General features: G+C 57.0%; 12 protein-coding genes. 5 read left to right on the top strand and 7 right to left on the bottom strand.

The genetic code is table 11. The annotated features are described in order from the left end of the window. Positions 1 to 748 precede the first annotated feature (748 nt). The 3 genes from pgsB to pgsW are packed head-to-tail and all read left to right on the top strand — an operon-like array spanning position 749 to position 3787. The gene (pgsB, locus tag B2R17_RS01870) at positions 749 to 2074 is read left to right on the top strand and encodes a poly-gamma-glutamate synthase PgsB (RefSeq protein ID WP_286762611.1); all 1326 of its coding nucleotides are present in this window, start codon (positions 749 to 751) and stop codon (positions 2072 to 2074) included. Position 2075: 1 nt separating this feature from the next. Further along, positions 2076 to 2576, top strand: a complete 501-nt coding sequence (pgsC, locus tag B2R17_RS01865; RefSeq protein ID WP_008667248.1) for a poly-gamma-glutamate biosynthesis protein PgsC — start codon at positions 2076 to 2078, stop codon at positions 2574 to 2576. Continuing rightward, a complete protein-coding gene (pgsW, locus tag B2R17_RS01860; RefSeq protein ID WP_286762610.1) occupies positions 2573 to 3787 on the top strand; it encodes a poly-gamma-glutamate system protein in 1215 nt (404 codons plus the stop codon). Before pgsC ends, pgsW begins: the two co-directional genes overlap by 4 nt. A 20-nt stretch (positions 3788 to 3807) precedes the next feature. Here the strand turns inward: pgsW and B2R17_RS01855 are convergent, their stop codons facing one another. The 3 genes from B2R17_RS01855 to B2R17_RS01845 all read right to left on the bottom strand — a co-directional run bounded on the left by B2R17_RS01855 (position 3808) and on the right by B2R17_RS01845 (position 7965). After that, positions 3808 to 5382, bottom strand: a complete 1575-nt coding sequence (locus tag B2R17_RS01855) for a prenyltransferase/squalene oxidase repeat-containing protein (RefSeq protein ID WP_008667251.1) — start codon at positions 5380 to 5382, stop codon at positions 3808 to 3810. Between the two features lie 304 nt (positions 5383 to 5686). Beyond that, a complete protein-coding gene (locus B2R17_RS01850) occupies positions 5687 to 6877 on the bottom strand; it encodes a 3-hydroxyacyl-CoA dehydrogenase family protein (protein ID WP_286762609.1) in 1191 nt (396 codons plus the stop codon). A gap of 2 nt (positions 6878 to 6879) precedes the next feature. After that, positions 6880 to 7965: a YdjY domain-containing protein gene (locus tag B2R17_RS01845; protein ID WP_286762608.1), complete on the bottom strand. Its 1086-nt coding sequence runs from the start codon at positions 7963 to 7965 to the stop codon at positions 6880 to 6882. 223 nt (positions 7966 to 8188) lie between these two features. Here B2R17_RS01845 and B2R17_RS01840 point away from each other — a divergent pair, with 223 nt between their 5' ends. Continuing rightward, on the top strand, positions 8189 to 10216 hold the full coding sequence (locus B2R17_RS01840; RefSeq protein WP_286762607.1) for a hypothetical protein: 2028 nt from the start codon (positions 8189 to 8191) through the stop codon (positions 10214 to 10216). 14 nt (positions 10217 to 10230) lie between these two features. On the opposite strand, the gene mqnB is transcribed toward B2R17_RS01840, so the two are convergent. From mqnB to B2R17_RS01820, 4 genes are all read right to left on the bottom strand, one after another. Further along, positions 10231 to 10929 (bottom strand): futalosine hydrolase, encoded by a 699-nt coding sequence (mqnB, locus tag B2R17_RS01835; protein ID WP_286762606.1) that lies wholly within the window; start codon positions 10927 to 10929, stop codon positions 10231 to 10233. Beyond that, the gene (locus B2R17_RS01830; RefSeq protein ID WP_008667260.1) at positions 10916 to 12223 is read right to left on the bottom strand and encodes a nucleoside monophosphate kinase; all 1308 of its coding nucleotides are present in this window, start codon (positions 12221 to 12223) and stop codon (positions 10916 to 10918) included. Before B2R17_RS01830 ends, mqnB begins: the two co-directional genes overlap by 14 nt. 87 nt (positions 12224 to 12310) lie before the next feature. Next, positions 12311 to 13603, bottom strand: a complete 1293-nt coding sequence (locus B2R17_RS01825) for a hypothetical protein (protein WP_286762605.1) — start codon at positions 13601 to 13603, stop codon at positions 12311 to 12313. Then, positions 13600 to 14661, bottom strand: a complete 1062-nt coding sequence (locus B2R17_RS01820; protein ID WP_286762604.1) for an ABC transporter permease — start codon at positions 14659 to 14661, stop codon at positions 13600 to 13602. Before B2R17_RS01820 ends, B2R17_RS01825 begins: the two co-directional genes overlap by 4 nt. Positions 14662 to 14971: 310 nt before the next feature. On the opposite strand from B2R17_RS01820, the gene B2R17_RS01815 reads away from it, so the two are divergent. Next, on the top strand, positions 14972 to 17119 hold a 2148-nt coding region (locus tag B2R17_RS01815), incomplete at its 3' end, for a hypothetical protein (RefSeq protein ID WP_286762603.1).

Genomic DNA, 17119 nt, shown 5'->3' with positions numbered 1-17119 from the left:
CAGCCGAAAAGCGGCATCAAAAAACTGCACGACCTCACTTCGTTTCGGGAGAAGTAAGCCATGTGGAAATCTGTTGAAAAGCGGTAACTGAAATACGGCAGACCTCTGTCCCCCGCGGGATGTTTGCCTTTGCTGCAACAAGCGATCGGACGGGACGCGGATCCAAGTCATCACCGGATCAGCCTTGCGGTCGATGGACTACGCAGCCCGTCAACATCAGGCAAGTTACGCTGGTCGCTTACAAGCCAATCTGGTCGGTTCACGACGACTGCCCGCCGACCAGCCTGAACGCTGAGAAACCAGGGGATTTCAAGCCCGCCATGGATGTCCTGTACGAAGGTTTCTTCACAAGGATTGGGGGGCCGCGTTGCGAACGAGACACTTGAGCGTAGTGACCACCAATCGGCGTCTCAAAAATTCTTTTCTGCGGACACGGCCGCTCATTTAGAAGCCATTCTTAGGCGTCCGTTACGCCCTTAGAGGATTCGAAGAGAATTTCCCGGGAATGCTCTTTACTCGGGCCGCGCGAAAATAATAATTCTCGCCACACCCAAGAACCAAACGGAGATCGCTGACTCCGGCTCTTGGCCTTTTCTTCAGCATCGGATGTTACTCCCCATCTTCAGGGAACCCAGCAGGCACTTCACCGCCTTGCCAGTTTTTACGTTAGCGCACTGACTTTTCTGATGGTCGATTCCGGCCTGAGTTAGTTTGCGTCCCATCCCCAACTCCATCGAAAGATCCGTTCGTGAACGGCACGCTTGCATTGGTGGCATTCGCCGCCTCCGTGTGCGCTGCGGCTATGGTCGAAGCGTACTGGTACCGTCGTCAACTTCTCAAAATCCCCTTCCGAATCCATGTCAACGGAACGCGCGGCAAGTCCTCAGTGACTCGTCTGATCGCCGCGGGTTTACGTTCCGGTGGCATCCGGACTTGTGCCAAAACCACGGGCACATTGGCTCGCATGATCCTTCCCGATGGGAAAGAGCTTCCGATCTTTCGACCGGACCGAGCCAACGTCATTGAACAAAAACGAATCGTTCAAACCGCCGTCGGACACAACGCGGATGCACTCGTGATCGAGTGCATGGCTTTGCAACCTTTGTTGCAATCGGTTTGTGAATTGAAGTTGGTTCGATCAACTCACGGAGTCATCACCAACGCTCGCGCCGACCACTTGGACGTGATGGGACCAACTCGCTTGGACGTCGCTCGGGCTTTGTCTGCGACCACGCCAATCGCCGGCAACATGTTCACCGCCGAAGACCGCGACGACAGTTTGTCTGTGATGAAAGAAGCCTGCGATGACCGCGCCAGCCAATTGGTGGTCACCACCGCCGACGATGCAAACGACATCACTCAAGACGAATTGGCTCAGTTCAGTTACCTCGAACACGCCGAGAACGTTGCGCTTGCACTGAAAGTATGTCAGTCGATGGGAGTGGCTCGGGACGTGGCGTTGCAGGGCATGTGGGAAGCTCAACCCGACCCCGGTGCGATGCGTGTTCACGTTCAAGAAGTTCACGGCAACTCGTGGCACTTCGTCAACGCGTTCGCAGCTAACGACCCCGAATCAACCACGCGAATTTGGGACGCGGCCTACAACTACTTCCCCGGTGTCACACAACGTGTGCTGGTGATGAATTGCCGCGTCGACCGTGCTGACCGATCGACCACCATGGCCGAAGCCGTCGCCACTTGGGCGCCCGCGGATCGCTATGTGATCATTGGATCGGGCACCGACATTTTCCTTCGTCGATTGCTCAAACGCGGGATTCATCCCGACAAAGTTATCTGTTTGGGAAATGCGTCCGGTCCGGAACTGGTCGACTCGGTGTTGGAATCGTTCCGCCGCGAAGAACGCATGGCAACCGCACCGCGACCACACTTCCAAAGTGGCACCGCGGTCGCCGAGCGAGCGGAAGAAATGGAATCATCGGGCATGATGCTGATGGGAATCGGCAACGTCGCCGGCCCGGGCATGGCGTTGGCCGATCACTTCGGACAGGACCAGGGGTGGGAACGTTTCCGCACGCCTGTGACACGTCCGGCACGAGTCTTGGAGATGGTTTGAGATGGAATGGCTCGCTTTGTCGATCGGCATTGGCTTGGTCGTCAGTTTGATTTTCACCGAAGCATTTGGGCTGAGCGTCGGCGGGATGATTGTCCCGGGTTACTTGGCATTGGCGTTTGATCAACCGGCAACAATCATTGCCACGATCGTTGCCGCTTTGGTGACGGCGTGGGTCGTTTACCAAATCGATCGTTGGGCGATCTTGTTCGGTCGCCGACGAGTCGTGTTGACGATGGTGGTTGGATTCGCGATCGCGGCAGTGCTGCGGTCGATGGTGGAACTCACGTTCCCTTCGATGCCCGTGGGTGTTGCCGTGGAAGCCGGCACCTCCGCCGCCTCGATGATGATGGCCGGAACAACGGTCATCGGTTTTGTGATTCCAGGGTTGGTCGCTCTCTGGATTGCGCGCAGTGGCGTGGTGCAAACACTCTCGCCGCTCGTGATTGCGACATCTTTGGTTTACTTGGTCTTGGTGACCGCAGGTGTGGAAACGCTGGTATGAAGAAACTGTATTACCGTCCCCAGAAGATCTCTTCGGGTTCACTGTTGTTCCTGGCCGCCCTTTCGGTGGTCACGGTGCTGACGCTTCGTGCCATGCCACATCAGATGGCTGGATGGAGCACGATGGTCGCGGGTTTGTACGGCATCCCTGATTTGAAGGACCGCATGCTGGAAGCATCCGAACGTGCCAACACCGCGTTCGATGCGATTCACGCCAAGCGATTGGAACTCGGCCATCCGTTGCTGGATGCGCAAGACCCCGCCGATACCGGCATGGTCGGTCCATCAATGTCCGCCGTGACAACATTGCCCGGTCACTTGCCCGCCAAGCAAACCTCAATCAATCCAAACTTCGCTGCCGTCGCCATGCGTTTGCTGGTTGATGCGGGTGTTCGGCCCGGCGACCGGATTGCCATTGGTTGCACAGGATCGTTTCCGGCGCTGAACATCGCGGTCTACAGTGCGGCCGAATCATTGGACGCACGCCCAACCATCATCAGCAGTGCAGCGTCCAGCCAATTCGGCGCGAACTCGGCTGACATGATGTGGCCGGACATGGAGAAACTGCTGGCCGACGAAGGCATTTTGGCTTATCGCAGTCTCGAAATTTCCCGAGGTGGTTTTCGCGACCGTGCTGCGGGCATGAGCGATGACACGCGTGCGATCTTGGACGCGGCGATCGAGCGAAGCGGTGTCCCGTTGATGGACAGCATCGACGACATCGACGCGATTGAACGACGGATGGTTGCCTATTCAAAGGCCGCTGAAGACGAAACTTACGCCGCGTACATCAACGTTGGTGGCGGCGACGCATCGGTCGGCGGCACCGAAGGAAACGATAGCATCGGCGAAGGGCTGATCACTCCCAAGCAATTGGCAACGATCCAAAAGAAAGCCAGCTCACCCGCAGCGGTCGACTGTGTCGCCACCAGGTTTCTGGCATCAGGTGTACCGGTCATCAACATGATCAACGTGGTCGCTTTGGCAAACCAATATGGACTACCAATCGCTTCGACAACCAAAGTGGAAGTCGGGCAAGGAACCGTGTTCACAATCATCGACCCGCGCCGAGTATTGGCATTGATTGGGATCTTTTTCATTACCGCAGCCACCGCGATTGTTGTTAAACCACCGCATCGAGTGACGAAGTGGTTGCAACGAAAAGGGTGGTTCGGCGAACAACCCAAAGATCAACCGCAGTACATGGTTTGATCGAAACCGGAGACGCGTTTCTAAAGCGGGAACGCGTCTTCATCTTCCTGTTCGGCATACAACGGCATGTGCCGGTAATACACTTCCAGGATCATCGTGGCGAAGGACGTGGCTGCTAGACGCCCGCCTTCTTTGGGGCCGGTGTGATTTGCCGCCTGAGGAAAGTACCAACTGCCTTTACTGCCGCCGGATTGGGATTGGGTTTCCACCAACCAATCACGAAGCTCGGTATTGAACTTGTCCCACTCCGGACCGCCCACATGCCGAAGGACTTGAGCGGCGTAATAGTCGTAGTAGATGTTGTCTTTACGAACACCGATGTCGACCAATTTCTCGACACCTTTCTGCAACCCGGGATGGTTCTTGTCCCAACCCAAGTACATCCGGCACAACAACCCCGCCGCGGTGCAAGCCGGACGGACTCGAGTGGACTTTGTTTGATAGCCGTAGATCGAACCACCGTCGGATTGAACCTTGTCCAAAAAGATCGTCGATCCATAAATCGTTTGCGGCGGCACAATGAGGTGCCCCATGTGAGCGCTCTTCAGCGCCATGACTTGCCAACCCACCACCGACGTGTCGCCGCCGGATGCATCGCGGGGTCGATAACGCCAACCGCCGTCTTCGCACTGAGCCGTGACGATGTAGTTGATCGCTTGCTGTGTTGGGACGGCGAGAGCGGGATCCTCCGTCATCGCGTAAGCTTCGCTCAGCACGATTGCCGCCAATCCGTGCGAGTACATTCCGTTGCCGGATGATTCTGACAAATCCAGGACGGGCAAACCGCGGACGGTGCCCTGCTTTCCGTTGGCGATCAGAAACAACAACCCACCGCGAACAACGTTTTTGAATTCACCGGCGTAGTGCGTTTGTCCGGCACCCAGGAATGGCAACAGAGCCATCGCGGTCGCGGCGTTGACGGCTTCGGCTCGTTTGGGTTCGCCTGGATTACCGCACTGGCCGTTGCAAACCAAATTGTGCTGGAACGTCCATCCACCGTTGGGAGCTTGGTGCAGGGCCAACCATTTTAGCGCCTCCGTCACCGCCGCTTCGCTGGCCGCCGACCCGCCATACTCGCGCAGCAGTTTCTTCTTCATATCCACCGATCGACTGTCCATTGCCGGCATTGTCACCGAGGACAACGTTTGCAATGTCTGAGCAACGGGCGCCATGTCGGATGCCAACTCGGACATCTCCATCGGCATCGAAGGCATCTCCATCGCAACATCGACCTGCAATGTTTCGGTGGTGTCGAGAGCCTGGGTGAGCTCAACCGGTTCGGCGAACTCATCCATCTCGACCATCTCGCCGGGATCGATTTGTTCAATTTGGAACTCTTCAATCTCGGGGCCTTCTTCGCCCGTGGCCGAAGCCGACAACACGTTCACAATTTTGACGGGATCGGCAAACGTGACCAAACCAAGAATCAAAATCACGCCAATGTGAAAAAGCGTGCTGATCAACCAAGCGGGCGCGGCCTTCAAGAAACCCATGCGGCGACGGGGAGTGACATCTTCAGCGGTTGGCACTTCGTCAGCCAATGTTGCGTCAACAATGTCGTGATCGGGCAAGGACGTTTCCGAAACCGTGGCCATCAATCATCCCATCAGAAAAGGAGTCAAATCTTTGTCACGACAAGTGAAGTGAACGCACACTGACGAGCGAGCACCAAAACCTGTCGTTCCAGCTAGTGAACGGCACGGCACGCAGAACGGTTCACGACCATTCTGACCAGGCGAGAAGATGCCGACTTAGCAGCCTTCATTGTAGCTGAAACCGCAGAAATCGCCGCCAAACGATCCTTGGGTAAGAATAGAACGCCACAATCCATCGAATGTACCCGTCGCAATCGATCCGTCCGGCCCCCCGACTGGTCCAGATGGCCAGCCGCCCCATCCCCTAACGGAGCGATTTGAGGTTCGGGAAGCGTTCGGCAAGTTGCCTGAAGCGATCCTCACCAATCGATTCAATGTGCTCTCGCCAGGTCATCTCCCCGGCCGGTGCGACATACCCCAGCCCGCCCGCCATCGCTTGGTCAATCGTTTCCATATCAGCAACACGCGATGCATCGATCGCCTGGGCTTCACGCCACATCGACGCGGCAAACATGTCGACAATCAGCTGGACATCACCTTGAATTTCGGCCGCACCGATGTCGTCTCGCAAGTACCGATCGACCAAAGCGTTCACGTCTTCGGACAGCTCGTCGCCGTTTCGCTCTCCATCGCCCGAGTAGTCATAAAACCCTTTTCGCCCTGCGACACCGAGCAGCGAACGCTTGATCATCGCGGGCAACAATGGCGACGGATCCATTCGTTGGGGGAAGGATTGCCAAACAACTCGCCCCCCATCGAAAGCGGTCCGTGGTCCGATCAAATCAATCAGCTCAAACGGGGACATCGGCATGCCATACCGCAGTGCAGCTTCGCGAATGGTTGATGCTGAGATGCCGGCACACAGCAATTGCATCGACAGATTCAAGTACGGTGCCAACATTCGATTGACGACGAAGCCCGGTGAATCCAGCACCCGCAGCGGTACCTTCTTCAACCGCCGGACATGTTCCTCGCAAGCCCCAATGACCGCTTCACTGGTTTGGGGATGAACGATGATCTCCGCGGCGTGACGCCCGACCACCGGCATAAAGAAATGCATCCCGCAAAACCGTGCCGGATGCGTTTGCATCGAACCGGCAATCTCGGTGATCGGCAACGTCGATGTGTTGGTGGTCAAAATGGGCGAACGCGAAAACCAGTTTTCGACTTCGGAAAAGAACGCTTGCTTGATGGGCAACTTCTCCGCGATCGACTCGATCACCATCCAAGTCGGCAAAGCATCCGATGCGCCGATCGCTTCGTCGTGCCCGTGAGGCATCAGGTGCACAACCGGAATCGGCACGGCCGCTCCCCAGGGCGAAGCCGAATCAGCGATGCCATCCGTTCGCCGTAGCACCGCGTCGCATGCCTCGGACAACACCGCTTCGTCGCGGTCCGCCATCCAGACTTCGCATCCGGCCAGCAAATGATCCGTCGCGATGGCGCGGCCGACCACTCCAGCGCCGACCAATAAGACTCGAATCGATTCCGTCACAATCAGCGAGTTCCCGTCGCCTTCTTGCTCGTGTCCGTCTTCGCTTTCGCATCACCGGTCTTTTCAGCGTCGGATTTCGCAGCTGGCTTTTCGGCCGCCTTTTGAGGCATCGGCAAAATGGATTCATCCGGCGGAGTCGTCGCGGTCGGATCGTTTTCGAACTGAGGAACCAACACCAATCGAACCGGCGTGGCTTGTTCAGGAATTCGTTCGGTGTGAGCCAAGAACAACAAGTTGCCCGCTTGAGCACTGCTGGAAAACGGCACGTCCAACATCGCACTGCTGAAGTTCGAAACGCAAATCATGTCACCGGAATCGGCCGAGTAGTGAGTGACCTTGTCGACCGGGTCCGTCCAAAGTTGACTTCCCGCGAAAACCCATTGTTCGGCGAGCGGCTTTTTCGTCTCGTTGTTCTGCACCCAAGTTCTGGCATCGACCACTTTGAATTTGCCGTCTTCGTCACGCCAAGTCACCCACACAGCAACCGGTTGACCGGTCGGCGGCTTGAACTCGGGATCGTAGGAAACCGGAGTGCCCGACTTGGTCCCCAGGGCCAGCAGACCCGCGTGGACTTCTTTGCTTTTCGCGAATGCGGCGACGATCGACTCGTGTTCCTTGGTTCCGACCGGGCAGGCGAACATTTCCAACGCACCCTTTCGCATCGTCACGTAGCCATCGATGTAGACTCGTTTGGCTTTGGGATCGATCCACAAATCGGGAAGCTTGGTGATCTGCTTGGCTCCGGGAGGTGCCGCGTACTTGTCCGCCATCGCTCGCATTTGACGGTCCCACTCTTCCAACTCGGCCTGGATCGCAGCGTCGTCATAGGGGTCTGGATCGTCCGGCGAAGCGACACCCAGCGAGCGCTCATCCTGCGACTCGGCGGCTTGCTCGGTCTTCGCCGTATCGTCTTGTGCCTCAACGACTGGCGTCCAAGCACTTCCGGCCACTGCGATGTGCACGAGAAGCAGCGCAACCCAGCCCGCTCGATTGATTTTGGTGACTGCGCCACCCGCCACCGGGGGCCACTGGCAACGTTTGTGAGCCAAAACAGATCGTCGCAGGCCGGAAACAGATTTCATAAACATGAATTTCTCAATCACTCAGGTGCGGGGAGTCAACAACCGGCGTCGCCCGGTTAGACTGCGTAGCCAGTCGAATCGTCGATCAATGAACGGCGAACGAACCCCAATCACTCCGCGAAGGCCGGAACCTTCGATTGGTGTTCTCACTGGGAGAAGACCGCCACAGAATCACGGATGGATTCACCGTTCATACCATCGATTATTCCCTGCGTTGCACCTCGGGTCCATGACACTGACCAAACCGCCCTCCAAATCAAACTCGTCCAAGAAAAAGGCTTCCGTGGCCGAGTCCGCGACGACCGATGGATTCACGAGTGTCACTCCCATGCCTGACGCGGCCACTTGGCAGGCGCTGCGCAAAAAAATAGAAGCACGTCGCCAACGCCATCCCGCCTCCAAATTGTTTGGTGACGATGCGCTGGACGGCCAAGTCTACTTGTGGGGTTTGGCGTCGCTGCTAAACGGACCGGTTGATCCACTCAGCACGCAACTGGCAACGCTCGCGACCGCGGAATCAGTTCAGATTCCATTGACCGATACGGATTTGATTCCGGCGGCCGAAATGTTCTTGGAAGCTTCCCGCGATGGACGATCGGATCTGGCCGGCGATGTCGGCTGCATCCTTTGGGCGTCGTCGCTTCCTGCGTTGACATTGATCCTGCCATTGGAACTCTGGTGGAACCTACTGGCCGAACTGCAACGACGCGTCGCATCGACACTCGCCCATGACGAAGCCGAATCACCGCACCACTTGATGCTGGCGGGCGAACTGGGGCTGACGCTTGCCTATCGATTGGCCGACATTCCAAGCTGTGTTGCTCGGGTAAAGCCATCCGCCTCGGCCATCCAGGCTTATTTGGATCACGAAGACACAATCGACGAAGCCCTGCGAACCCCGCACGCTTTGCGAGCCACGATGGCGTCGATCATTCGCTGCGAAGAATTGATGCGAGTTGTCGCCAAACGAAAATTCAAAAAGTCGCACCAAGCCACCGCGGAAGAACTCGCAGCCTGGATCGCCGCGACCACCCGTGTCGATGGTTCGCAAGTTCTGACGCAAACCACATCACGCGAAGTGGCCCTCGATCACGTCGGCTTGGTTTCGCGAGCTTCCAAGCGAACGAAGAAGAAAAAGAAATCCAAGTCGCAGACGAGCAAGCCAGCACGTCCGATCGCTCCCGCCGGACTAATGGGACGAGCGATGAAATACGACACGGATTCGTTGCTGCCCGCTTTCTCAGCTTCGCTGGGTCAAAGTCAAAGTGGCGGCCGATTGGCTTGGGAAATTTCGCTGCCCGAATCGATGTGGCACAGCGACGTGGCCAGGATGGTTGCGATGCTTCCCGAGTGGGACGTTCGCCGCGGACGCACCTTCGTCGACTACAGCGGCAAGGTGATGCAAATCGAAATCATGGGCGGACGCCGCACCCTGTTTCGAGGACCCTTGCACACGACCATTGAACTGGATGGCGTCAGCCAAGATCCCAAAGGCGACTGGCAAGCCACATGCGAATACACCGACGATGACATTCATTACTTGGAGATGGAACAATCATTCACCGGCGGCGTGGTGTTGCAGCGCCAATTCATGGTCATTCGCGACGATCGTTGTGTGATGATCTCCGACACGGTCTTGCCCGCCCAGTTTGAACCGAACCAAGATGCGGCGTCTGCCGACGCGGAAGATCACTTAAATCAGCCGACTGACCCGGCGAGCCCCTTCGGTTCACTGGCGGACGTGCGGATCCGTTGCATCACCCATTATCCGGTTTCCGATTCCGTCTCCGCGACGCCCGACGAGCAGACACGCGAAGTTTATCTTCACGACAACAAACGACGCGCGATGATGTTGCCGCTGCCCGCCGCTGAATGGCGAATCGGTCCAACCGCCTGCACCGCCGAACCCAGCCACACCGAAAACGAACCTCATTCGGTCATCGTGACCACCGAGGGAACCGGCGCGGTCTACAGTCCCGTGTGGATCGATTTCCAATCACGACGCTTCCATCGCAAACGCACTTGGCGAACGCTCACCGTTGCCGACGATCTGCAATTGATTCCACGCAACATTGCCACCGGTTTTCGAATCCAAATCGGCAGCGAGCAATGGATGCTGTACCGTTCGTTGATCGGTCGTCGCCCACGATCGGTACTCGGCAAACACTTGGTCGCCGACTTCTTCGCCGGTCGATTCCATCCCGGTGACGGCGGCGTGGAAGAACTGGTCACGGTCGATGACGCACCGCCGAATTGATTCAGTTCAACGAATCAGCTCCATTCAACCAATCGGTCCGCGACGGATCGAAGTGCGGCGGTGATTTGCCACCGCGAATGATCACGATCTCCCGCGACGTTGCTGATTCCGCGAACGACCATGCAGGGAGTCGAAGTCATCTGACACGTCATCGCAACGCCAAACGCCTCCATGTCTTCGGCGATTACTGCGTCGCGATCCATCATGCCGGCAAGTCTTCCGCGACGAGATGCCATGACGTCATCCGATGAAGCGGCACACACGCTGATCAACGTGTTCGTCACTGACTCGGCCGCGGGCACATTCGCTGGACGAGCCAACTGGATCTTGTCACCAACGGCCGGAGCTGATGTTTCGTCTGTTCCCGGTGATCCAAGAATGGGCCATTGCTGCCATCCTAGAGATCCTGCGGAAGCAAATTGGTCACCCTCGCCGACGCCAATGCCATCGCAGATGGCTTGATCAAACCAATGTGCCGATCCGACGGAGGCCGCATCCGACAATCCGCCCGCGATGCCCGCGAGGACGACTCGCGCCGGTTGGTGCGTCTGGATCGCTCGCATGGTTGCCGCGGCCGAAGCCACCAATCCGAATCCGCACAGCTCGCAGTGCCAATGTTTGATCGACGCCGCGTGCGGATCCAAATGGTTCCACAACTCGGAGCGTTCCCCCGCAGTTGGAATCAACAGCAGCGTCTTATTAGCGTCCGCCACGACGGATTTCCGAGCCCAAGAATCGGATCTGGAAACGATAGATCTTCTTGGTCACGCAAGTGATCTTGCCGGTTTTCAAATCGAAGTGATCTGGTGTCTCGGCCAAGTTAATATTCGCGACTGCGCGGAAACCACGTTCGGCAAACACATCGATCACCATCGCCAAGGTCATCGGATCGTCAAAGATCGAATCTTCGCTGTTGACGACCGCCAATCCGGCGATCGCATGACGACGCACGATCGGCATGAACCGACTTTGGATGATTTCGATCACATGATGGAACAACTCACGGTGTTCCAGTTCATAACCATCCAGTCGGCGAACCAGTTCCTGGCGAGCGTGCACGCCAAGTTCTGAAGCCAACGGAAGATGCCGGACCGCGTCGTAGGTTTCTGGATCCAACTCCAACGACGACTGATATTCCAGCTCGCTGCGGATGTTGCGTTCCACTTCCGCGATGTCGCCACCGGCGTCGATGAAGTGGTAATGATAAATCTTCTTCAGCGACTGCAACGCGTCCCAGGTTTTCTCCTTGAAGACGCGATAGCGTCGTTTCGCGGCAGTCGGATCAAGGTCCGTCAAACGAAGCTCGAGTGGCTCGCCGTCGTTTTCTGTTTCGACACGTTCGTTGTGCTCGGCGATCTTTCGTCCGCGAAGCAACTGCCGCTCGATGCTAGTCTTTTCGTCGATGAACAACACGACCGCGTGAACGGTGGGTTTGCGGAAGTTAATCGCCAGCGGCGTCGAATGATATTCGCGATAGAGCTGATTCATTTTTTGGATCAGCAAGTGCAAACATTCCACTTGAACGCGTGTTCGCGGGAACCCGTCCAAGATGCATCCGTCGCGATACTCTTCTTCCAAAAGCTTTCGGAACAGGATCCCGACCACTTCGGTGTCGCCGACCATCCCGCCGGCTTCTTTGATGCGTTTGGCTTCGGGTGTGTCCAGCAGACTGCTGACCACGATCGGCTCGCAGGTTAAACCGCGAGCTTTGGAGATGAATCCACTGTTGGTTCCTTTGCCCGATCCCGGTGCCCCGCCCAAGAGGATCAATTCCTTGGTGAACCGCAAATTTTCGCGGCCGTATTCTTCTTCCAAGTCATTCCAGACGTTGGTGAAGATCACGTGGGCGTCTTTGACTTCCAGATCCTCCACCGAATGTTCGGCTGCGGCGGCGATCGCTTCATCAGTCACCGCTTGAGACGCCTGGCCCTCAGCCATGTCGACGACCGTGTCGGGCAATTCCGCTTCCGGATTCGCGATTTCGGGAGCTTCGTCCAGTGAGTCCATGGCAGCAACAGGATTCATACAAGGCGGAAAAAATGAAAATCAACACCCCGCATCCTAACCAAGGAACGATGCCTCGCGAAGCGTCATTCACTCCGGCGACGCCAGATGGACGATGGGATAGGGCGTAAAATCCGTTGCGACCCGCAAAGCGATTGGTTGGGAAGGATCTGCCCCCAAATTGGGTTCATTTTTCAACGTGATCCAGACCTTGTCCTTGCCCAAAATCTGGTTTCTCAACACGCGAGCAAAGCCGGGCTCGATCCCTTCGCGACGCGTGCCCATGACTTCGTCACCAATTTCGCGAATGACCGGTTCCAATCGTTCCCCCGCCGTTCGCAGCTTTTCCCTCGCTTCGGGGGAAGTCCATACGTTCACCCAAACCTGACGCAGACGTTCGTTGTCGACGATCGCTTCCATCACGATCGTCCGCAGCAAATCACGAGCTTCGTCGTCGTTGACGATTTGAAGAGCGACGTCGCCCAATCGTTCTCGCAACACATCGTTGGCGGCCAAATCCCGCAGAATCGCTTCGACCGCTTCCGCGATTTCATCGAGATGATCCTCGACGATCGGCACAACCTCTTGCTCGACAAATCGTGACCATTCCTCACGAACCAATTCTCGTTCGGGCAGTGGCGCACTGTCGTAAAGAGCTCGCCAACCAAACCGCCAAAGCGACGCTTTGCCCCAAATCTCACGCCCGATCGATTCCGCCGGTTCTCGTCCGTGAAGTTGCAGCACGGGCAACACCTCCGTACGAACCAACGGGACCATTTGTTCCTGGATAATATCTTCGCGAAAACGCGTGGCGATGGCTTCGACCTCCGCATCGTGACGTTTCAAAGAGGCGGTCAACTCGGACTCGATGACCGGCAAACTTTGACGCACGGTTTCAAAAACTAAAGGCAACATCGCTTCGCTGATCTCTTTGCCATGAGTACGCATCGCGGCAGAGATCTTTTGCGCCAATTGCTCTCGTTTCGGTTTAGGCAGCAACGTCGCAATCACGTCGTCGACTTTGCCGGAAGATCGATGCAGCGTCGCGGAGATCGATTGATCAGGATCCCAAAACTGCGTTTCGCGTTCCAGATTCAATGGCTCGTAAAGCGACAACGTGACCGTCTTCGCCTCCGGATTGACTCGCAGCACGTGCCCGACTTGATGCCACGTGTCGGCGACCGAGTCCTTTGCGAATGCCGCATCTCCGACGCTCAGCGACAATGTCGGGTCCGCCAAAATCATCGTGTCCGTCGGCGTCCAAACCGAAGAGAGCAACGGCTTCGCACCTTCACGGGATGACGCGACCAACCATCCGCCACCGAGAACGAGACAGCTCACCCAAAATGCTGCGCCGAGCAGGCGAATCGATTTCGTTGTCATACGGATTCTTTCTTGAGTGCTCGCAGTCGATCGACGTAAACCGCCGCGACAATGATCACACCCAGCAGAATGTTTTCAATGTGGTTTTCCAATCCCAACGAGGTGCAACCATGAGCAATCACGCTCATGATCAAGACACCACACAGCGTTCCAACCACGCTGCCACGACCACCCAGCAATGATCCGCCACCGATCACCACCGCGGCGATGATCTCCAGTTCCAATCCCATGCCCGCGGATGCGTCGCCTTTACCCAGCCGAGCGATGTCGACACAACCGGCCAAACCGAACAGGGCACCAGCGATGACATAAACCAGGATCTTGGTTTGTCGAACTTTCACGCCGCACAATCTCGCGGTCGCTTCGCTGGATCCGATCGCGAACACATGACGTCCAAACAAAGTCTGGTGCAGCAGCAACGCGGTCGCGATGGCCAGCACGATCGTCAGCCAAACACCCCAACCAAAATTGGGCAGTAATGGGTAGGCAATCCATTCCGGGTTGGGAAACGGCGTGACCGATGCCCAAAGCCATTCAGGAATGCTTTCGGCCGGCGGTGTGATCGTGCCACCTTGCTCGGACAGACTCTTGCCCAACCCCATGAATATCGTCATCGATCCCAACGAGATGATGAACGGGGTCAGTCGCAACCCCGCGATCAAGACACCATTGAACAAACCGCACAGTGCGCCGGCACCGATCGCCATCGCCAGTGCTACGAAAATCGACCATCCATTGTCGAGCGTCAAAGCCGCGACACATCCACACAGAGCCGCCGCCGTACCCGCGGACAAATCGATTCCGCCGCTAATGATGATCAACGTCATTCCCAGCGAAGCGATGCCGATCTTGACGCTCTGAACGCCAACCAATCGCACCGACGCCATGGACGTGAAGTTTCCATCGCTGCCAGTTACCCATTCAGCAATGGCAAAGAACAGGATCACGATGACCAATGCCAACATCGGCCCGGCGGTATTCAACCCTCGCTTCAACAACGCAATGACTTCCTTCTGAATGATGACCGAGCGTAGAAGAGGCTGGCTTTTGCCGAACATTGCCGCTTCGCAAACACAAGCTGAGCAGTGTAGCAGCGCAAACGCTCCGGTTCAGTCGGGTTGTGCGGCTTGCGCGGTCGTCTTGGCAAACAAGCGAAACCTTACCGGCAATTCGTCTCAGTGAAACGGCAACGGCGGGCCGATCGATTCGTGTAGGCGGCAATTGGCAAGGATGTCAAGCCATTGTTGACTTCCCTCCCTTGTCATTCACCCAGTACCTGCTGTGTCCAGAAACCCATCCAATTTTCTGCGTGTCCACCGTGGCGACCATGCATCAGATTCTGCCAAGCTTTCCTCCAAGCAAAGGCAGATGAAGTCGCATGGCAAACGTGCATTGGTGACTTCCGGCGACGCTCATCGTTTGGCATCCCAAGCCAACGACCTAGCGGATCAATTGCAGGCACAGCAAGCGATCCTGCGTCAGCAGCAAGTTGAACTGGCGATCCAAGCCACCATGGCAGCCGGTCAGCCATCACGTCCTGATCCGACCGAGAGCATCGATCGATTGCTCGGCGACGCGACGTTGGCGACCGGCACGACGGCGGCTGCGGTTTACTTGCTCGACGACGAAACCGAGTACCTCGCGACTCGATTCGTCTTCGGTTTGTCACCCGCAGAACGCTTGGGATCCCAGCGTCCTCTTCGCGGTGCTCGTGGTGACTTGGAAGCAATGGTCAAGGGCTTGGTCGCGATTGACGACATGGATCTCGGCCCCATCAACACGTGGCGTTCACCGGAACCCTTCCCATCGGGAATCTGCGTGTGTTTGGGCGAAACCGAGATGCCAATTGGCACGATGTGGTTGTATGCCGCCGCTGTGACGGCATTCAACGACGTGCACACCGCCGCGGCCCGTTTGGCCGCATCCAACTTGCAGCAAACGTTGCTCCGCTTGGCAGAACAAGAAGCCGCACCGGATTCCTCCATCCGGTTGATTCTGCCCAGCGACGTGACCCTCGATCGTTCCCGCGAAGTCTCGCCCCCACCACACGAGACTCATGACGACACGGAAACGATCTCGGAGCACAATCCCACCAGCAACGAGACTGCCCTCGTCGAGGAAGACTCCGACGGTGTTGTCCCTCCCGACACCGTCGCGCCCCCCGCGGATGACATCGGCTTCCCTCCCGCCGATGCGTCCGTGTCCGTGAATGCCCCCGTCACGGACAATTCCTCCGATGAAATCCAAACGAAGTCCGCCACGAAGGACCGCTTGGACTTGATCGACGACGACACTTTGTTGGATGCGGCCTTGGAATCGGCCATCGAAGCCCAGTTGGTCAAGAGTGATGAATTGATCGCCGACCTGCAGCGTGACTTGGACCTTCCGGAGAAAACCACGTACGGATTTGTTGCGGATGCCAGTGACTTGGGTGACAGTGCCTTGGGTGACAGTGACTTGGGTGACAGTGACTTGGGTGACAGTGACTTGGGTGATCATGCCTTAGATGACAATGCCCTGGATGATGTCGTCTTGGACAACGCGTTCGACGAGACGGACGATGCCGCCCAATCATCGTCTCTCAACGAAGACGCGGAGCAATGGCCGTTGCTGTCCGGTTACGACGAAGAAACGATGCGTTTGGCAGCGAAACTGGATCTCCAAGACGCACAGTTCCTATCGGGCGAATATGATCCCACCGAGATCGATCAGTTCGACGCCGACGCGTTGGAGTTCCACCATGGTTGGGACAATGAAGAACTGGATGGCCACGTAGCCGATGAAGACGATTCGTTGTGCAGCGATTTCGCCGACACCAGCGATCTCGATGACAGCGAGCCGTTTCACGGCAGCATCCTGTCGTTGGACTCCACATTGGACGAGCCATCCAAACCCGAGTCGGATACCATCGACGCGATTGATGACATCATTGCTTTGATCGATGACTTCGACAGTGATTTCCCATCGCGTGCACCGGAGCCCGGCGAGGACGATCATTCCATCCTCACCAACCAATCGGTTGAGGTTGCCCCTGAGCCCGAGGACATCGACCTGGCCCATCAGGTATCGATCTGGCAGCACCAAACGCTACCGATGGGTGCCAAGATTTGCCCGTCTTGGTACGCCGATGGCATGATCGAATCTCCGCTGGACGTCGCACAAAGCTGGCATCACTGGGATATCCTGCCCGATGGTCAAATCGCCCTCGCGATCTGCCAACCCAATGGCGGAGCGACTCCCAAGATCGATCTCAGCAATGTGATGGATGTGACCGTCGTGCGAGCGGCTCTGCAGGCCCACATGGGATACCGGCACCAACCGTCCGATGCGGTCCGCAGAGCCTATGACACGCTGTTCCAAATTCGCGATCACTCCTTCGTCGGCGAAGGGCACGGAAACGTTTCGCTGCTGTATGCCCAAATCGATCCTGAAACGGGAGAAACCCGAATGGCGTCGACCGGGGATTGGTCGACGCTGGCGATCTCGAAGTTTGGCTACCGGCCTGTGGGTTGGTTG

Origin of the sequence: Rhodopirellula sp. UBA1907 (assembly GCF_002337565.1) — a bacterium.
GTDB lineage: Bacteria > Planctomycetota > Planctomycetia > Pirellulales > Pirellulaceae > Rhodopirellula > Rhodopirellula europaea.
The sequence above is the reverse complement of the archived record's forward strand: the minus strand, read 5'-3'. Positions and strand labels throughout refer to the sequence as shown.